Origin of the sequence: Pseudovibrio sp. Ad13, assembly GCF_001623225.1 — a bacterium.
Classification (GTDB): domain Bacteria; phylum Pseudomonadota; class Alphaproteobacteria; order Rhizobiales; family Stappiaceae; genus Pseudovibrio.
Window position 1 is genome coordinate 139,490 of the sequence record NZ_LMCC01000001.1, and the last position, 18,843, is coordinate 158,332.

Annotated in this window: 18 protein-coding genes and 1 riboswitch; of the genes, 12 read left to right on the plus strand and 6 right to left on the minus strand. The window is 51.9% G+C overall.

Annotation, left to right across the window (positions count from 1 at the left end):
* Positions 1-127: 127 nt before the first annotated feature.
* The 3 genes from PsAD13_RS00700 to PsAD13_RS00710 are packed head-to-tail and all read right to left on the minus strand — an operon-like array spanning position 128 to position 3,060.
* On the minus strand, positions 128-1,063 hold the full coding sequence (locus PsAD13_RS00700; protein WP_063303560.1) for a prephenate/arogenate dehydrogenase family protein: 936 nt from the start codon (positions 1,061-1,063) through the stop codon (positions 128-130).
* Positions 1,064-1,081: 18 nt separating this feature from the next.
* On the minus strand, positions 1,082-2,179 hold the full coding sequence (hisC, locus tag PsAD13_RS00705) for a histidinol-phosphate transaminase (protein ID WP_057460757.1): 1,098 nt from the start codon (positions 2,177-2,179) through the stop codon (positions 1,082-1,084).
* Between the two features lie 32 nt (positions 2,180-2,211).
* Positions 2,212-3,060: a chorismate mutase gene (locus PsAD13_RS00710; RefSeq protein ID WP_063291119.1), complete on the minus strand. Its 849-nt coding sequence runs from the start codon at positions 3,058-3,060 to the stop codon at positions 2,212-2,214.
* Between the two features lie 285 nt (positions 3,061-3,345).
* On the opposite strand from PsAD13_RS00710, the gene PsAD13_RS00715 reads away from it, so the two are divergent.
* On the plus strand, positions 3,346-4,494 hold the full coding sequence (locus PsAD13_RS00715) for a homoserine O-acetyltransferase (protein WP_063317029.1): 1,149 nt from the start codon (positions 3,346-3,348) through the stop codon (positions 4,492-4,494).
* A 43-nt stretch (positions 4,495-4,537) separates the two neighbouring features.
* Complete coding sequence (gene metW / locus PsAD13_RS00720; protein WP_063286126.1) at positions 4,538-5,161, plus strand: methionine biosynthesis protein MetW; 624 nt, start codon at positions 4,538-4,540, stop codon at positions 5,159-5,161.
* A 7-nt stretch (positions 5,162-5,168) separates the two neighbouring features.
* On the opposite strand, the gene PsAD13_RS00725 is transcribed toward metW, so the two are convergent.
* Positions 5,169-5,969, minus strand: coding sequence for a class I SAM-dependent methyltransferase (locus PsAD13_RS00725; protein WP_063317012.1), 801 nt, complete (start codon positions 5,967-5,969; stop codon positions 5,169-5,171).
* Positions 5,970-6,155: 186 nt separating this feature from the next.
* On the opposite strand from PsAD13_RS00725, the gene gloB reads away from it, so the two are divergent.
* The 4 genes from gloB (at position 6,156) to PsAD13_RS00745 (ending at position 10,167) form a co-directional block, all read left to right on the plus strand.
* Positions 6,156-6,926 carry a hydroxyacylglutathione hydrolase gene (gene gloB, locus PsAD13_RS00730; RefSeq protein WP_208980725.1) on the plus strand — a complete coding sequence of 257 codons (771 nt, stop codon included), beginning with the start codon at positions 6,156-6,158 and terminating at the stop codon, positions 6,924-6,926.
* A complete protein-coding gene (locus PsAD13_RS00735) occupies positions 6,926-7,369 on the plus strand; it encodes a cupin domain-containing protein (protein ID WP_063317013.1) in 444 nt (147 codons plus the stop codon). Before gloB ends, PsAD13_RS00735 begins: the two co-directional genes overlap by 1 nt.
* A gap of 495 nt (positions 7,370-7,864) precedes the next feature.
* Positions 7,865-9,109, plus strand: a complete 1,245-nt coding sequence (locus tag PsAD13_RS00740) for an argininosuccinate synthase (protein ID WP_057460762.1) — start codon at positions 7,865-7,867, stop codon at positions 9,107-9,109.
* A 206-nt stretch (positions 9,110-9,315) separates the two neighbouring features.
* The gene (locus tag PsAD13_RS00745) at positions 9,316-10,167 is read left to right on the plus strand and encodes a methyltransferase domain-containing protein (RefSeq protein WP_063317014.1); all 852 of its coding nucleotides are present in this window, start codon (positions 9,316-9,318) and stop codon (positions 10,165-10,167) included.
* 3 nt (positions 10,168-10,170) lie between these two features.
* Here the strand turns inward: PsAD13_RS00745 and PsAD13_RS00750 are convergent, their stop codons facing one another.
* Entirely contained in the window at positions 10,171-10,704 is a 534-nt protein-coding gene (locus tag PsAD13_RS00750) for an MAPEG family protein (protein WP_063317030.1), read from the minus strand.
* A gap of 124 nt (positions 10,705-10,828) precedes the next feature.
* Here PsAD13_RS00750 and PsAD13_RS00755 point away from each other — a divergent pair, with 124 nt between their 5' ends.
* The 3 genes from PsAD13_RS00755 to PsAD13_RS00765 all read left to right on the plus strand — a co-directional run bounded on the left by PsAD13_RS00755 (position 10,829) and on the right by PsAD13_RS00765 (position 13,600).
* A complete protein-coding gene (locus PsAD13_RS00755; protein ID WP_063317031.1) occupies positions 10,829-12,040 on the plus strand; it encodes a crosslink repair DNA glycosylase YcaQ family protein in 1,212 nt (403 codons plus the stop codon).
* Positions 12,041-12,127: 87 nt separating this feature from the next.
* A complete protein-coding gene (locus PsAD13_RS00760; protein ID WP_208986354.1) occupies positions 12,128-13,021 on the plus strand; it encodes a hypothetical protein in 894 nt (297 codons plus the stop codon).
* 141 nt (positions 13,022-13,162) lie between these two features.
* Positions 13,163-13,600 carry a hypothetical protein gene (locus tag PsAD13_RS00765; RefSeq protein ID WP_057460765.1) on the plus strand — a complete coding sequence of 146 codons (438 nt, stop codon included), beginning with the start codon at positions 13,163-13,165 and terminating at the stop codon, positions 13,598-13,600.
* Between the two features lie 81 nt (positions 13,601-13,681).
* On the opposite strand, the gene PsAD13_RS00770 is transcribed toward PsAD13_RS00765, so the two are convergent.
* On the minus strand, positions 13,682-14,866 hold the full coding sequence (locus tag PsAD13_RS00770; RefSeq protein WP_063317015.1) for an O-succinylhomoserine sulfhydrylase: 1,185 nt from the start codon (positions 14,864-14,866) through the stop codon (positions 13,682-13,684).
* Between the two features lie 67 nt (positions 14,867-14,933).
* Positions 14,934-15,011, minus strand: a riboswitch (SAM riboswitch).
* Between the two features lie 123 nt (positions 15,012-15,134).
* Here PsAD13_RS00770 and PsAD13_RS00775 point away from each other — a divergent pair.
* The 3 genes from PsAD13_RS00775 (at position 15,135) to PsAD13_RS00785 (ending at position 17,363) form a co-directional block, all read left to right on the plus strand.
* On the plus strand, positions 15,135-16,241 hold the full coding sequence (locus PsAD13_RS00775; RefSeq protein WP_063317016.1) for a 2'-deoxycytidine 5'-triphosphate deaminase: 1,107 nt from the start codon (positions 15,135-15,137) through the stop codon (positions 16,239-16,241).
* Between the two features lie 4 nt (positions 16,242-16,245).
* Positions 16,246-16,794, plus strand: coding sequence for a YigZ family protein (locus tag PsAD13_RS00780; RefSeq protein WP_063317017.1), 549 nt, complete (start codon positions 16,246-16,248; stop codon positions 16,792-16,794).
* A gap of 158 nt (positions 16,795-16,952) precedes the next feature.
* The gene (locus PsAD13_RS00785) at positions 16,953-17,363 is read left to right on the plus strand and encodes a hypothetical protein (protein WP_063286133.1); all 411 of its coding nucleotides are present in this window, start codon (positions 16,953-16,955) and stop codon (positions 17,361-17,363) included.
* Positions 17,364-18,843: the final 1,480 nt, after the last annotated feature.

An 18,843-nucleotide genomic window follows, 5' to 3' on the forward strand; every position in this document is an offset into this window, starting at 1 on the left:
GAAACCTCGGTAAACCAACACCGCTTACCCAACTGATAAGTTGACCAGTCTTGGTTACACCTTCAAAAGAAAACCCGGATCAGAACCAATCTGACCCGGGCTAAACTCTTTCAAAACCAGCGAGATCTTATTCAGCTGGCTCGCCTTTTTCATTCTCACGACCAAAGTTCGGCGCCGCAGATTCCTGACCGGCTTCAACAAGCTGATGGCGAATATCTTTGGTCCGTGCAAACAGCTTGAACAAGGCATCGCCATCACTCCACCGGATCGCACGCTGCAAGGCAGACAGATCCTCAGAAAAGCGAGACAGCATTTCAAGAATGGCTTCTTTGTTGTTCAGGCACACATCGCGCCACATGGTCGGATCAGAAGACGCCAGACGCGTGAAGTCACGGAAACCGGAAGCCGAGTATTTGATCACTTCTGACTTGGTCACCGTTTCCAGATCATCAGCCGTACCAACAATGTTGTAGGCAATGATATGCGGTAGGTGAGACACAACAGCCAGCACAAGATCGTGGTGCTCAGCATCCATGGTGTCCACATGAGAGCCACAGGCCTCCCAGAAGGCTGTCAGACGCGCGGTAGCACCCGCATCACTGTCGTTGTCTGGAGTAAGAATGCACCAGCGGTTCTCAAAAAGAGAGGCAAAACCAGCATCAGGGCCGGAATACTCAGTACCAGCAACCGGATGGCCTGCAATAAAATGCACGCCGTCCGGCATATGCGGCCTCATCGCAGAAATAACGGAGGCCTTCACAGAGCCCACGTCAGTCACAATCGCACCCTCAGCTAAATGAGGGCCAATAGTTTTCGCCACGGCTCCACATGCACCAACCGGTACACAAACGATAACAAGGTCTGCCCCTTTTACGGCTTCTGCTGCGTCCAGATAATATCGGTCCCCAAGTTTCAACTCTTCCGCACGCTTCAGAGTAACTTCTGAGCGTGTGGATATAACAATTTCACCCGCCAGCTTTTCGCGGCGCATGACATGCGAAAGAGATGAGCCGATCAGACCGATACCAATCAGTGCGACCCGGCTAAACAAGGGTTCAGACATGGAGACCTTCTATTAGAACTACTTCAGAAATTCAGAGAGAGCAGCAACAACATCTCTGTTGGCTTCCTCACTACCGATTGACATGCGCAAGGCATTGTCAAATCCATAGGCTTTCACCTGCCTCAGCACACACCCGCGTTCCAGCAGGAAGGCATCCGCATCGACAGCCCGCTTCCCCTGTTCCTCAGGGAAATGGATCAGAATGAAATTGCCGACACTTGGCGTTACGTCAAGACCTAGTTTGGTCAGTTCGTTAACTACCCACGGCAACCATTCGTTATTGTGGCTAACTGCCTGCTCAATAAACGCCTGATCACGCACAGCAGCAGCGCCAGCTGCAATCGCAGCAGCATTCATGTTAAACGGCCCGCGAATACGGCCCAGCGCATCAATGATATGCTCAGGACCATACGCCCAGCCAACACGCAGCGCCGGCAGACCATAAGCCTTGGAGAACGTCCGTGTCATAACAACGTTTTCGGAGTTCGCAACAAGCTCAATACCGCACTGATAATCATTCCGGCGCACATACTCAGCATAGGCCGCATCGAGAACCAGAATGCAGGTCTTCGGCAATCCGGCGTGCAAACGCTTAACTTCGTCAAACGGAATATAAGTGCCGGTCGGATTGTTCGGATTGGCCACAAAAACCATTTTGGTTTTCTCGGTCACGCGTTCCAAAATGGCATCCACATCCGTTTTCAGGTCTTTTTCTGGGGCAACAACAGGTGTCGCACCAGCTGCGTGGATCGCAATCTTATAAACAAGGAAGCCGTGCGTGGTATAAATAGCCTCATCGCCTTCACCCAGATAGGCATAGGCCAGCAGGCTCAGCACTTCGTCGGAGCCACAGCCACAAATGACGTGATCTGGGTTCAGGCCGTATACTTCACCAATTGCTGTGCGAAGTTCACCAGCGCTTCCATCAGGGTAAAACTGAAGCTCGGAAATGGTGCGGTAAGCTTCAAGCGCTTTCGGGCTCGCACCTAAAGGAGATTCATTGGAAGAGAGCTTATGTAGTTTATGGCCACCATTTGCCTTCGCCTTACCGGGTACATACGGATCAATTGCCAACACACCAGCACGAGGGACAGGGCGTACTACCTGCTCTTCCATCAACTCATTCCTTTATTCAAAAAACACGCAATTTAACCAACTGCGTCTGCTTCACTATCAAATTCATCATCTAGGTCAAGCGGCGCGGGGTATCCACCGACATATCTAAGTTTATCCGGCGTCGCCTCAGCAGCTTCAAAGAAAGTCGCCAGCTCCTGCTCGGATATATTCCCCGGAACAGCTAATAGCGCATCTACGCCTTCAAAACTGCGATAAAAACTCAACACTTCTATACCTTTGTGCATCAATGAGCTCGGTATAGCTCCCGTCCAGCGCACATCGTAAACACAAATATCCGGCTTCTCAGTTTCAGCAGTTTGAGCCGCAACCACAACAGCAGGCAGGTCAGCAGGCCTGTCCTGAACAACCAAAAACGGAAGCCGTGCAATAATCGAGGGACCATCGGTGCCATCATCCCGGGCACCCATGCCACGCCACCAAGGCGTTTCTGCACGCTCTTCTAACCCGATCACACCAAGATCGACCTGTGAATAATCAACCGCCGCAAGCACAGCAGAGGGGTCTATCTCGCGTTGCTGTTCAATGGCGTAACCAAAATAGAAGCGTGTCAGCTCACTCATTGCGAGTCGATCTGCACTTCCATCAAGATGTACACGATAAGTTGTCTGGGCATTTGTGAGCGAAGAGATTATCTCACGCCAAATATGTTCCAATGACATAATAGGCAGAACGCCGCGATGGTTCTCAACCAACCGCCGCATAATATCTGCTTCACGAGAGGGCCTAAAAACAGCATGCATAGAACCTTGTTCAGCTTTTGCCGCAACAATATGCTCAATCAGGTCAGCACGCTCCATAAGCAAGGCATGCAATTTATCATCAACTTCATCTAGTTTATCGCGGACTTGAGACAAGCTCATTTTTGAATCCGAAACTGATGAAGACCCAGACATTGCACTAACCCACTCGAATTATTGAACAGAACCTATGTAAATTCATAGGAAACAACGACGGTGAAAGCAAAAGAAAACGTTGACACACTGCCAATTGGCACCTAGCAAAAACTCTCTTGCAATCCTTTAGAGGAACACCCAATTCGCCTTCACAACACCGCGGAAGAAAACATGACTGAGACTGCCAGCGCAAAACCGGAGAAGACTCCGAATATCTCACCCTCAACACAAGCCAGTGTTGCAGCGGCACAGATGGATATGCCTGCCAGCAAGCTCATGCGATTTGGTTCAGACAATCCTCTCCGGCTTGATGAAGGTACAGAACTCGCCCCTTGGCAGATTGCTTATGAGACCTATGGCGAGCTGAATGAAGACAAGACCAACGCCATTCTTGTGTGCCACGCCCTCACCGGTGATCAATACGTTGCCTCTGAGAACCCCGTAACCGGCAAGCCCGGCTGGTGGTCCATGATGGTTGGTCCTGGTCAGCCAGTAGACACCGACAAATACTTCGTCATCTGTGCAAACGTGCTCGGCGGCTGCCTCGGCACCACTGGTCCTGCATGTACCAATCCGGAAACCAATGAGGTTTACGGGCTCGATCTGCCTGTCGTCACAATCGGCGATATGGTGCGCTCCCAGGCAAAGCTGGTTGAAGCGCTCGGTATCGAAACTCTTTTCGCAGTTGTCGGCGGCTCCATGGGCGGCATGCAAGTTCTGCAATGGGCATCTGCCTATCCAGAAAAAGTATTTGCAGCTGTCCCAATCGCTGCAGGCCCACGCCACTCCAGCCAGAACATTGCCTTCCATGAGGTAGGCCGTCAGGCTGTCATGGCGGATCCAGACTGGTGCCATGGACAATATGCCAAAGAAGGCAAGCGCCCTATGAAGGGACTGTCAGTTGCCCGCATGGCAGCGCACATCACCTACATGTCTGATGAAAGCCTGCACAGCAAGTTTGGCCGCAACCTGCAAGACCGCTCAGCCATCACTTTTGGCTTCGATGCAGATTTCCAGATCGAAAGTTATCTGCGCCATCAGGGCATGACTTTTGTCGATCGCTTCGACGCAAACTCGTATCTCTATGTAACCCGCGCGATGGATTACTTTGATCTCGCGGCAGCCCATGGCGGCAAGCTTGCAAACGCATTCTTGCATAGTACAACCCGTTTCTGCGTCATGTCTTTTACAACGGACTGGCTTTTCCCAACCTCGGAAAGCAAAGACATTGTGCGAGCTCTCAACGCAGCTGGAGCAAACGTCTCCTTTGTTGAAATCGAGAGCTCACGCGGACACGATGCATTCCTTCTTGATGAACCTGAACTGTTCAAAACAATGCGTGGCTTCCTGACAGGAGCAGCAAAAGCCAGAGGTATTTCCGCACCGGGAAATGGTGATTGACCGTAACACTGAGCAGTAAGCTTCATCAGAAAGCAGATTCATTATGACAAAACATGATTTGAGTAATGTACGCGGCGATCACCGAATTCTCTGCGATTTTGTAGCATCCGGCTCACGCGTTCTGGACATCGGTTGCGGCACTGGTGAACTTCTGGAACTGCTGATCGATACACGCGGCGTTGATGGCCGTGGCTTCGACACCTCACAAAAAGGCGTGAATGAAGCCGTTGCCCGCGGGCTCTCAGTTGTGCAAGGCGATGCAGACAACGATCTTGCAGCCTACCCGGACGACGCTTTTGATTACGCAATTCTAAGCCATACGCTTCAGGCGACAATGGACCCAAAACAGGTTCTTGAGCAGTTACTGCGCATCGGTAAGAAAGTCGTCGTGTCCTTCCCGAATTTCGGCCACTGGCGCAACCGTATGCAGCTGCTCTTCAAAGGCAGAATGCCCGTCACCGACTATCTGCCTTACGAGTGGTACGACACACCAAACATCCACTTCTGCACGATCCGTGACTTTGTTGCTCTCTCTGAAGAGGTCCATGCTAAAGTCATCAAGGCGGAAGCACTTGATGCCAGAGGTCAGCGCATCGGGTTCAATGCACCATGGTGGGTCTGGAACCTGATCGGCGATCAGGCCGTCTTCCTTCTGGAGCGGAAGTAATCAGAACTCAGCTTTCGCCCTCGTTGGCGAAGGTTCCTTCTTGCTGGCGACTGTGCCCGTTCATCGCCTGCGCACCGGCAGTCTTCCCATTAGGCAGAAAGACGGGCCGCAAGACCCGCGTCACGTGGCTCGCTTTCATCGGAATACCACGGTACACCTGCTTCTCAGCTTCAGTGACCAGCAACCCCGCAAACGCAGACCAGGCCACCGCCCCTAAACGCTCAAAACTACGCGCATTCTTCAAAACCATTCTCGAGTTTGTCGGTGGCACAAACAGCGCCTCTTCCCGCGACACAACTGAAAGGTGATGATTGCTCAGAAAGTTATCGAGCTGCGGTCTTGAATAAGGACGACCATACCCGAACGGTGAAACCTCTGATCGTGCCCACGCACCACGTCGATTGGGAACAATCACAATCACCCGTCCACCCGGAGACAAGACCCGGTAGACTTCATCCAACAACGCCCCCGGTTGCCCTGCCATCTCCAAAGAATGCACAAGTAAGATGCGGTCAATGCAAGAATCTGGAAACGGCAACTGACTATCTTCCATCAGGAAGGCTTTGTTTGGCACTTCAATTTCACGCGGCCACTTCACCACGCCTTGCGCAGCAGGCATTCCGGCAAACACACGATTGGTCTTCTTCAGGTAAGGCCTCAGATAAGGAGCAGCATAGCCAATACCCAGCAAACTCTGACCATGCATTTCTGGCCAAAGCATTTTCACGCGGCTCCCAACCAACACCCGAAGCATCCGTCCAAGTGGCAGGTCGTAGAACTCTTTTAAGTGAGTAACATCAAGATACAACTGGTTCTCCGCGCGTTGCCTTCCCTTATCATGGGGTGCCAGAGCCCTGGGCGCAACGCTTCTTCCTGACGATTTGCAAGCTTAAATCAACCACACCCAGAGTTTTGTGAGTTTGCAGTTGAATTTGACAGCTTGTCCTCTCATGATCTCATAAAGATATACTGTATGCTTGGGAGCTGGTTGATGATTGAAGTTGAAGTCCGGCAGTTTGTTTGTCTGAAAGATAATTTCGGCGTTCTCGTTCACCACCCCGACAGTGGCTGTACAGTTGCAATTGATGTTCCAGAAGCAGCCCCCTACTTACAGGTTCTGGAAGAAACCGGATGGAACCTGACCGACATTCTCATCACACACCATCATTGGGACCATATCGGCGGAATGGCTGAACTCGTTGAGAAGACAGGCGCAAAAGTAACCGGGCCAGAGCGCTCCCGCCAACACATCACAGGCATGAACCGTTTTGTGGAGGACGGAGATGACATTCTCGTCGGCCCAATTGCAGTCAAAGCCATAGGTACTCCGGGCCATACACTTGACCATATCTCCTGGTGGTTTCAGGAGGCAGGCATTGCTCACACAGGCGACACACTCTTCGCTCTCGGTTGCGGCCGCGTTTTCGAAGGAGATCCCGAAATGATGTGGGCCTCTCTAAGCCACCTGGCAAACACATTACCACCCGAAACAAGGATCTATTGCGGTCACGAGTACACGTTGGCCAACGCCAAATTCGCTCTCACGATCGACCCAAACAATCAAGCATTGCAGGAACGGACAAAACGCATCGAAGCGCTCCGTGAAGTCGGTCGCCCAACCCTGCCAACCTCTATGGCAGCCGAGCTTTCAACCAATCCGTTTTTGAGAGTCCGAGATCCTCTCGTCCAGAAAAACCTCAACATGGTCAACGCTGAACCAGTTGATATATTTACAGAAATACGCCGCCGCAAGGACAACTTCTGATGCAGCTCGACCAGATCACCTCCTCAGCAACCGCTGAAGAAATCATCGCTGAACTGCAAATGAAAGAGCATCCGGAAGGCGGCTACTACACCGAAACCTTCCGGGATACAGAAGGCCCAGAAGGGCGCGGCTATTCAACGGCAATCTATTATCTCCTCAAGAAGGGTCAAAAATCTCACTGGCACCGGATCGATGCAATTGAGACATGGCACTACTACGGCGGCGCCCCGCTCTGCCTTTCCATCAGCTCCGAAGAAGGCAGCCAAAACGACATCATCCTCGGCATGGCTGTATTAAACGGCCAACGCCCTCAAGGTATCGTACCTCGCCATGCATGGCAGTCCGCACGAAGCCTTGGCGAGTGGACATTGGTCGGTTGCACAGTTGCTCCAGGATTCCTCTTCAATGGCTTCGAGCTGGCACCACCAGACTGGAATCCTTGAGCCAAAGTCATCGAATCGCGCAATAAAAGCCTCGCTAATCTTGACCAAATCTCAAAGAAATCTGCCCGCAATTTTAGACAAAAGACGCATAAGACCTGCCCGGAAATCCTCGTAGATACAGAGACTTGTTGGTTAATTGCAGGACTCTGGAAAATTTTTCTGCGCATAAACTCTATGGTTTTTCCGCAGATACAGTTGAGAGATCATGCAGTTTAGCAACTCACGGCTCACACCCAAGACGTGCAAATTTTATGGCATCAAAGCACAACGTAGCAGTCATTATCTTTGCGTTATCAAAAACTTACATACCCGATAGCTGAACCCCACATCAGCTTCTACTCACCCAATTATCATGAACACCTGTAAGTAGCTCAACTATCCCGATTAATAACTCAGCACTCAATCCTCAATCACCACTTGCGTTGCTGGCTCCCCTCGGTAGATTGCCCAGCATAGGCGCTTTATGCGCCCGAACACACATTTGGAAGCTAATCTATGGCCCAAGGCGACATCAAAAAGGTTGTGCTTGCCTATTCTGGCGGGCTCGACACCTCGATTATTCTCAAGTGGTTGCAGGCGGAATACGGCTGCGAAGTTGTAACTTTTACTGCTGACTTAGGTCAGGGCGAAGAGTTAGAGCCAGCACGACGAAAAGCTGAACTGCTTGGTATTCGAGAAATCTACATTGATGATCTCCGTGAGGAATTCATTCGGGACTTCGTGTTCCCAATGTTCCGGGCCAACGCAGTTTACGAAGGCGTTTACCTCCTCGGCACCTCTATCGCCCGTCCGCTCATTTCCAAGCGTCTTATCGAGATCGCTGAAGAAACCGGCGCTGACGCAGTTGCGCACGGCGCAACCGGTAAAGGCAACGACCAGGTACGCTTCGAGCTGGCATGCTACGCACTGAACCCAGACATCAAGGTGATCGCACCTTGGCGTGACTGGACGCTGAAGTCCCGTACTGACCTGATCGAGTTCGCAGAACAGCATCAGATCCCGGTACCAAAGGACAAGCGCGGCGAAGCACCGTTCTCCGTTGACGCAAACATGCTTCACTCCTCTTCCGAAGGTAAAGTTCTGGAAGATCCGAATGAAGAAGCACCAGAGTATGTCTTCCAGCGCACCGTTGACCCGCTCAGCGCGCCGGACGAAGTCACCGAAATCGAAATCGGCTTCGAAAAAGGCGATGCGTGCTCCATCAATGGCGTACACATGTCTCCGGCAACTCTGTTTGCCAAGCTGAACGATTACGGTCGCGACAATGGCATTGGCCGCCTCGATCTGGTAGAAAACCGTTTCGTTGGCATGAAGTCCCGCGGCATCTATGAGACACCAGGCGGAACAATCCTCCTGTCAGCACACCGTGCGATGGAATCCATCACGCTGGACCGTGACGCTGCTCACCTCAAAGACGAGTTGATGCCACGCTACGCAAAGCTCATCTACAACGGCTTCTGGTTCTCCCCAGACCGTGAGATGCTGCAGGCGATGATCGACAAGTCTCAGGAGTTCGTGACCGGTACGGTTAAACTGAAGCTCTACAAAGGCAACGTTATCGTTGTTGGTCGTGCGTCCCCTTACTCTCTCTACTCAGAAGAGCTGGTGACCTTCGAAGATGACCACGGCGCTTACGACCAGAAAGACGCTGCAGGCTTCATCCGCCTTAACGCTCTGCGTTTGCGTACACTGGCAAAGCGCAACCAGATGACCAAAGCAAAAGAGTTGACAGACGCCTGAAAGGGTAAAAGCTCCTAAGCTTTAAATTAGTTATTAAGCCCGCAGTGGAAACACTGCGGGTTTTATTTTGAGAAATACATAGCAACAAAAATACAGCTACTTTCCGTTGCTTACCTAAAAACGATCAACCAAAAGAGGCTTACTGTTCATTAATTTTTTCATGGCTCAATCGTGTCAGTATTCAAAGACGAGGATACTACATAGCGATGAAGAATGACAAAAAAGAACAAGAAACCAATCCCGTTGCAGATTTCCTCCGACATTTCATGATCTATGATCATGTACTCGAGCTCAAAGAGACCGGAGAGTTCAACGGAGCTGCCGATCACTTGCTAAACCTTCTTGGGCAAGGGTGCTCTGAAAGCTCAGAGGAAACCATCGATCTGCCAAGAGCAAAAGCGAACTCAGAAAAGCTGGACAGTATGCCAGCTGAGTATGTTTCCGCTCTGTTTGACCAGAAAGCGAAGATTTTCGATATCAAACTTCTAGAGATCCTCCAATATAGCCTACCAACCAAGATCCACGAAAAGATCAACACTCTCAATCTTGGCCCCTTTAAACGTCTCTTAGATTTAGGTTGTGGCACTGGCTTAGCTGCCGAACTTTTTGAAGATCGGATCCCTTATAAAACTGGCGTCGACATTTCCGAGCAAATGCTCAATCTGGCGAGAGACAAGAAGATCTACGACGATCTCCAGCAATGTGAAATCAACGATTTTCTCGATCAGGATCATCCTCAGAAATGGGATTTGATACTCGCATCAGAGCTCTTTCCGTACTTTGGTTCATTGGAAGATCTCTTCGCAGGTGTCGCCCGCAACATCGAAAAGAATGGCGTGTTCCTGTTCTCCGCTGAAGCTGTGATGGAGCCCGCACCCAATGCCCCACCCTACACTATGAACGACAGCGACCGCTTCATACATACAGAATATTACCTCCGCAATCTCTTGAAACAGTTCGACTTTGCAGTCATTGACTTCATGCAGACCACACTCCGGCAGGAGTGCGAAAATCCGGTGCGTGGACACCTCGTAGTCGCTCGCCACATACCAAGGTGAGCACTACAACCCGGCCATCAACGTAATCAGCACGACCACCAGCATTAAAATGCTCGGGTAGAAAGTCAGCGCAAAGCCGGTTCCACGCCATGGCGCACCCTTCTCATAGCTGACAAAAAACAGGATGCGCCCAAGCGCAAACAGCAGTGCTGCTAACAATGGCACAGACATCGTGCTACCCGGCATAACCGCTGCCCAAGCAATGTAGATAAACCCTGCCAGCACCCCCTGCTCAAGTGTATTTTGCAAAATGCTCTGCAACGTCTTAGCCTCAACGCTTCCGTGAGTTAGTCCGCCACCATCAATATCATCGGCATGGTAGAACCTGCGCATTGCCAGACGACCAATAGAGATCATTAGGAGTAAGGCAGGTGATAGCAATGAAACCGCTGCCACCCAAAGCCGCTCAGAGGCATTCCAGTCCGCGGCAAATCCAAACGGATTGAGAAGCGCACCAAACAAAAGCACAATCGCGGTCACCAACGCTCCAACAATCATCCGCTGAAACACACCCCGCTGTTTTTCTGCAAAGTCCAATGCAACCTCCACTTAGAGAACATAATAGGAACAAACCCACAACTATCTGCTGCGGACTGCTTGCGGCAAGGCGCTACCTCTCCTAGCCTAGGCACGTCTGACCAAGCAGGAGACTTTGATGACTATGGAAGCGCAGTTAGTTTTAAAAGTTGATAACGCCGCTGCGCGCCGCTTGTTTCTGCAGAAACACGCCCTTCTTGAAGCACCAACAGGCTTCTCGAAAGGAGAAGATCTCCTCAATCTCATTCACCGCATTGGCTTTGTGCAGGTTGATAGCATCAACACAGTAGAGCGTGCGCACCACATGATCTTATGGTCACGCCGCCAAAGTTACCGCCCCAAACATCTCAAAAAACTGCTGGAGAATGACAGAAGCCTCTTTGAGCACTGGACGCATGATGCCTCAATCATTCCAACCGAGTTCTTCCCTTATTGGCACTACCGCTTCCAAAAAAGCGCAGAAAGCTTGCAATCCCGCTGGAAGGTCTGGCGCGGTGCGGAGTATCAGGAAAAACTCAACCTCATTCTACGGCACATCGAAGAAAACGGCCCTGCTGGCACCTCAGATGTCGGCAAGGATGAGAAGCGCAGCAAAGGCGGATGGTGGGAGTGGAACCCATCCAAAACAGCGCTTGAATATCTCTGGCGGACCGGACAAATCTCCGTCTCCCGGCGTGAAAACTTTCAAAAACTCTATGACCTGACAGAACGCGTCATCCCTGAGGATCACCGCTCCGCTAAACCCAGCCATGCAGAAACCATAGAGTGGGCTTGCAACTCCGCAATCGACCGCCTCGGCTTCGCTACGCCCAGCGAAATTGCAGCCTATTGGGACAAACTAGACCTTGCCGATGTCAAAGCATGGTGTGAGCAAGCCCAGAAGCGTCAGGAACTAATCCCTGTTGAGATTCAACCTGCCAGCGACACGAAGCCCAAATTATGTCTCGCACGCCCAACAATTGAAGATGAACTGAGATCCCTCGAAGCCCCTTCCCAACGGATCCGCATCCTCAGTCCATTCGACCCGGCATTAAGAGACCGCAAGCGCGCTGAGTTCCTTTTTGACTTCAATTACCGCATCGAAATCTTCGTCCCTGAACCAAAACGGCAATACGGCTATTATGTCTTCCCCGTAATGGAGGGGGACAAGTTGATTGGTCGCATTGATATGAAGCGTGACAAAGCCTCCAATGCTTTGGCCGTAAAACGCTTCTGGCCCGAGGCTGGCATTCGCATGGGCAAAGGCCGCCAACAACGATTGGAAGCTGAACTGGAGCGATGCACCCAGTTTGCTGGCTGTGAAGATCTTCAGTTCCTCTCAGCTTGGCAAGGATAGCCCATTGGATGGCGGGACTATCAGAAACGTAAGTAACCTCCAATACTGCTGGTAAACGTCGCATTCTCGTCAGCACCAAGAGAGCAAATGGGCCAGCTTTTGCAAACTTTGTTGCGTATTCTGCTCTGCCTTGTGGCGCTGAATACCTCTGCCAGCCAGGCCCAACCTCTCTTTGATTTAGACGACCACTTCACCTTCAATCCGCAAGGCAAGTACCAACCCCGCCTCATTGGCCTGTTTGAGACAGATCGCAATAACACATCTGGAGCCGCCGAAGTCATCACGCCAGTCTTTCAGGACAGTCATGGCATGTTCTTCGCTGATGTCCGCTCCGGCAACTCCTCTGATGCTGTTTATCTCATAAGTGCTGGCGGTGGCCTCCGTCACTTTGTGCGGCCAAACCTGATTGGCAGCACCTACATCTTCATGAACTACAAGGAAGATTACGAACGCGGCCCTGCAACTGCAGTCACCACGGGCATCGAGTTTCTGGCAAATAACTATGAGGCTCGCTTCAACGCACAATTCCCGACAAGCAAAGTCCGCATTCTGGAACCGGAGCCGGGCAGCACAGACCAACGCGAAAGCATTCCTCTCCTCAATCTTTCAGGAGAGATTGGCTACGACCTCCCCGGAACTGACGATCTGGGGTTCGGCCTCCGCATCTATGCAGGAGGCTTTTATAGAACCGCCAACAACATTGAAGAGATAAGCGGAGCACAGGGACGGTTTGAAATATCCCGTGCAGGCTGGCTTGGCGTACCTGGATTGAAGACCACATTTGTTGGACAGATCCGCTATCACAGCGACATCAACTATCCCATTGGTGCTTTTCAACTCCGCATAGGCCTTCCCATCGTCAGATATTGGAAGGGCATCACCGTCGATAACTACAACGAGCTCTCTCACATAGAACGTCGCATGACAGAACGCGTGCGACGCCCCCTCACTATTCACAATCGCACGCGTCGTATTCCCTAGAACTCCACTTAAAATGAAAGCCCTAGGCATTAAACCACTCGAAGCGTTACCCCTCCCGGTTTCAGGGCATCACAGACCCCCAGCATTAATGTTAATCTTTTCCGATAGGATACCGCTTCCAGCTCTTCCGGGGACAACCACATGAGGACTATTCCACTCACGCTCATTCCGTTTTTGCTCTACAACGCTGTGGCATTTCGGTGGTTTGAAGATCTAGAGCCGGTGCTTGATCAAGGCTACAACGTCACCCCTTGGGCTGCCATTGTATTCCAGATCCCACTGCCATCCGGACTGCTTGTTCCTCTGGATGTCGCCACCCTTCTGCTTGCAGGCACTTTGGTCCTGCTCTTCGTTGAGATCATCAAAGCCACCAGAACCAGCACACTCTCACTGGTAGATCACAGCTTGTCTCTGTTGATCCTCGTGGCCTACCTAATTGAGTTCCTCTCGGTACAAGAAGCTGCCACTCCGCTCTTCCTCCTGCTCATGACCATCACGTTTCTGGATGTCATCGCCGGATTCATCATCACCTTGTCTGGAGCACGACGAGATGTAGTTGTGGCAACCAGCAACAGCTAACAACAAGTCTGCAGCATTGGGCTTTAATGCATGAGGGCACCCGATTGGATGCCCTCATGCCAGTCATAATGTGCAACACGCTTAAAGCGCGGTCAGTGCCTTAGCGACGTCTTCCAGCAGGTCATCTGCATCTTCCAGACCAACAGAAAGACGAAGCGTCTTGTCTGTAATGCCCAGCTCCAAACGCGCATCTTCCGCAACACTCTGGTGCGTAGTCGTCGCCGGATGGGTAATCAGGCTCTTCGCATCACCAAGGTTGTTGGAAAGGCTGACAATCTCCAGTGCATTGGAGAACTTGAAGGCCGCTTCCTTACCACCCGCCAAATCAAACGCCAGCATGGTAGACCCACCCTGCATCTGCTTGGCCACGATATCCGCCTGTGGGTGATCAGCACGGCCCGGGTAAATCAGCCGAGACACTGCAGAATGATCCGCAAGGAACTCTGCCAGCTTGCCTGCATTCGCAGTCTGACGCTCAACACGCAGAGACAATGTCTCCAGACCTTTCAGCAGAACCCAGGCGTTGAACGGGCTCATCGCAGGCCCAGTATGCTTGAACGGGTCATGGAATTCTTCCACAATCCACTTTTCATCAGAAAGCACGATACCGCCCAGACATCGGCCCTGCCCGTCAATATGCTTGGTCGCAGAGTAGATCACCACATCAGCGCCCAAGGCCAGCGGGCTCTGCCAGATAGCAGTCGCAAACACGTTGTCGACAATAAGCCGTCCACCAGCTTCGTGAATAATATCCGCAACAGCTGGAATATCGATCACTTCAAGCGTCGGGTTGGTTGGGCTTTCAAGGAATGCCGCTGTGGTGTTCGGACGAACAGCTGCTTTCCATTGCTCAATGTCAGTGCCATCAATCAGCGTGGACTCCACACCATAACGTGGCAGCAGCTTTTCGATGATGTATCGGCAGGAACCGAACAGTGCCTTTGGTGCAATCACGTGATCGCCAGCTTTAACGCAGGCCATAATCGCAGAGTTAACAGCCGCCATACCAGAAGCCGTGCCGCGTGCGGCCTCAGCGCCTTCCAGTTCACACATTCGTCGCTCGAACATTCCTACGGTCGGGTTTGCGTACCGGGAATAAATATAGCCCGGATTCTCGCCCAAAAAGCGTGCTTCTGCCGCCTCTGAGCTGTCGTAAACATACCCTTGTGTAAGGAAGATAGCTTCGGATGTTTCACCAAAGCTGGAGCGCGTTGTGCCTCCATGAACAAGCCGAGTTGCTGGCTTCCAGTTCTTTGCGTCTGTCATCGCTCATTCCTGCCCGAAGAGATATTGCTCTACCCCTTCATTAAAAAACCCCGGCGCGGGCCGAGGTCTATACAAGAACCCGACCCTTTAGCTACTTGTTTTACGTGGTTGCAAGCCGGTCGACCAAATCACCACGGAATAGGCAGCGTTTTTACCTCGAAAATACACTAGGGTCAATCAATCAGCTTAGGTTGCAGACTTGGCGAGAGATCAAACTTACGTTAATCAGTGTCAGAACGATTTGAGTACCAGTGGGGCGGAACCAACAATGACAGGCATTCTTCCGGCAAAAGCGATTGAAGCTATGTTTGCCAGCGGTGCAATTCAAGCAGACAGAGTGCCCGACGAGGACCAGATTCAACCTGCCAGTCTTGACCTGCGCCTCGGCGTAAAAGCATGGCGTGTTCGTGCCTCTTTTCTACCCGGCCCTGACGCAAAAGTGGAAGACAAGCTGGAAAAGCTCATCCTGCACGAGATCGACCTCTCCAAGGGCGCCGTGCTGGAAACCAACTGCGTTTACATCGTCCGCCTTCAGGAAGCACTGGACCTCCCGGCTGAACAGTCTGCCACAGCCAACACGAAAAGCTCCACGGGCCGCATCGATGTGTTCACCCGCGTCATCACAGATCAGGGCCGCGCATTTGACCGTGTTGAAGCTGGCTACAAAGGCCCGCTCTACGCTGAGATCTCTCCAAAGACCTTCCCAGTGCTGGTCCGCGAAGGTTCTCGCCTGTCCCAGATCCGCTTCCGCGATGGTGAAACCCTCATCAATGATGAAGACCTGACCAAAGTGCACAACCAGCACACGCTGGTTTCTGGCGGCAAGGACGAAGATGCCATCAACAACGGCGTACAGGTGTCCATCGACCTGAAAGGCTCTGGCAAAGACAGCCTCATCGGCTACCGCGCCAAGCGCCATACAGGTGTGATCGACGTCGATCGCAAAAACGCACAGGACCCGGAAGACTTCTGGGAGCCGCTGTACAATCGCGGCGATGCAACGCTCATCCTCGACCCGAACGAGTTCTACATTCTGGTCTCGCAGGAAGCCGTCCACGTCCCACCACAATACGCCGCTGAGATGGTGCCATTCGACCCGCTCGTCGGCGAGTTCCGCGTCCACTACGCAGGCTTCTTCGACCCCGGCTTCGGCCACTCCACCGTTGGTGGCACAGGCTCCAGAGCCGTTCTCGAAGTCCGCTCTCACGACGTTCCCTTCATCGTAGAACACGGCCAGACGGTTGGCCGCCTCGTTTACGAGCACATGGAGGAAGTGCCAGAAACCCTTTACGGCGAAGGCATTGGCTCCAACTATCAGGGTCAGGCTCTGAAGCTTTCCAAGCACTTCAAAAGCAAAGAACCGGTAGGAGCATAAGCCCATGCCCCTCTTCACCGTTGAGCAGGAATACAACGCGATACTGGAAGAAAAGAAGTCACGCTTTCTTGCCTTTCTAGTACCCCATGTAGACTTTGCTCAGCGGCTGGCGGACCTTCGCGACGAGCACAAAAAAGCCAACCACCACGTCACCGCTTTCCGCAGAATGCTCCCCGAGGGACGCATCGATGAAGGCGGCAAAGACGATGGTGAACCGTCTGGCACCTCCGGCATGCCCACACTTAAAACACTCATTGGGGCAGACCTTGTGGATGTGGGCGTCATCATCGTCCGTTACTTCGGCGGCACAAAACTGGGCACCGGCGGTCTGGCACGGGCCTACTCCGGCGCCGCAAATCTCGCCATTCGGGAAGCTGAGCTTGTGCCATGGCTGCGCATCAAAACCCGCAGTGTCTCTGCCAGCTTCTCCAGCAGTGCCGAACTGGAACGCCAGGTCATTCTGCTACAGCTGGAAATCATCGAACGCACCTTCACAGAGGACGGCGTAACCCTGCTCGTCAGCGGTCCTGAAGATCAGGTAGACAAGCTTTAACCTTCAGTACTTACTAGCTTTTTCATGCCTCTCAGCATTCCTACCGCACCCAGATAATTAAAATCCTAATAAAAACTTAAGTTTTGGCACGCGCCTTGCGATGTGAATCCCAGGAAACGGCAGGTGTCTCATTTTGAGACGGTCGGGGGAGTGAAGTCATGCGTGTCACCCGCACTGGAAAAGCGATTAACACTGGAACAGACGCTGATCGTCGCTATCGCGATATCGGCTCTCGCCGCCACGCCAAAATCACAGAGCAAAATGCAGAGACTGTTTCAAGACGGAACACCTACGGGAAACCAGGCAAGGAACTGCAAGTCTCTGAGGATGTCGCCACCACGCAGACCCAGCACGAAAAAGACGCCCAGTTCTATGAACTGCCAAAGCGCATCAACGTCTTCCGCTGCAACTCCGCTTTCCTCGCCCACCTCATCGGCATCAAAGAAAACGCCGCCCACCTGCGCGACCGCCGCCGCGTAGAACCCGAGGAAGGCGCCATCAGCTACACCACCACCGAAAAAGCCCCCCGCCTCATCGGCGAAGGCCGCATCATCGAATACAACGCTTGAAGAAATAGAACAAAAGCTGTTTCAAAAACTCTTAGACTTCGCTAGGGAGAGCCTGTTGTACAATCTGCGGATCAGGCTTTGCTCGAATACTTCTACATATTCTCCTTTAACGGATATAACTTCCTCGCGGTAAATTGCGCGCACTTGGGCTTTAACGTCCTTAGCTGGCCGTTACTCTCGACGATCCTCGTTGTAAATCGAGCAATGTCACCCAGACTCCTGATGATCGTAGCAGTAAGCCAATTATTGCTCTTCGCCTTGATGACATACTTGTCAGGCGGACAAAGCGGTATCTTTGCAGTCCCAGATACATATTTCCACATCGCTTGGGCTATATTTCCAATACTTTGCCTCATCACCATCCTTTGGGGTTTGATTATGATGTTCCTGAAGGATGTGCCGAAATTGACCCGACCACAGGCCATTTTTTATTACATTTTCAGCTTGTTACTAACCTGTGCTAACCCCTTGGGCCCTCTATTGGCATTCACCACAGGTGTCGACGGTTTCTTATATCACGATGTCACATCTGCCTTCGTCTCAACACTCGGCGCCGTATTTGCAGCTTTTGCCCTAGTAACGTTCTTGCCCGCATCAGCTGGCGCAATCATCTATAGCTACCCAAACCCACTAGTTCGTCGACGGTTAATGACAGCAAGCTTACTCGCATGGAGTGCGTTTTCGCTCTGGATTTTGGATCACAGCCTCCAGTACTTCAATATAAGATCCGTAAAACTGGTTGCCTCAATTTTTTAACAGACAAGGCAATATGGACGGACACCACAAACACCAACAGCACCACATGGCATCCCATGCAGTGTTGAACCAGAGTTCCCGAAGGTCGGGATGAGCAAGGCGGCAGGCAATACCTGCGCTACTTATTTAAAAATGTTTCTTCGGCATCAGCTACACGCCTTGCCCGGGCTTTTTATAATGAACAACGTCGCCTCTTTTGCCTATAAGGCACGATAGCCGGTTTCCCGGAAAGAAAGTGGCTTACCCAGACACGTTTCCATGCCCAAACAGTTCCTCCGTCTTTGACTGACACCTTCGCAAAAGCAAGTCTCCCTGCCGGTGCTCTTGTATCCGTCGCCGCGTGATACCCTATAGTCCTGGGCCCTTCCCTTCAAACCATGCGGTCACGTTTGAAGTTCGGTTCACCGGACCACTGAAAGGTGCGTTACGTCTTTCAACAGCCCAACCCAGCCTACGACAAACTGACGGTCGCTCCGCCAGTAGCCCGTTACGTAGGCATAGGTTCAGAGTATGGGAGGATTTCAGAAGGGGAATAAGTTTTTTGAGACAGTCTTTGCCCCACCCACCGGTGTCATCCCAGCCCCGAGTGTTTGTCCCGGAGAGATGGTTGACGTTTGTTCGGGGACATGGGTGACGGTTATGTTATTATGTTAAGTCGATTTTTGCGACTGTGTTTGCGGCGAAACATACGTTGAAGATCTCAGGTTTGTCTGAGGGACGTATG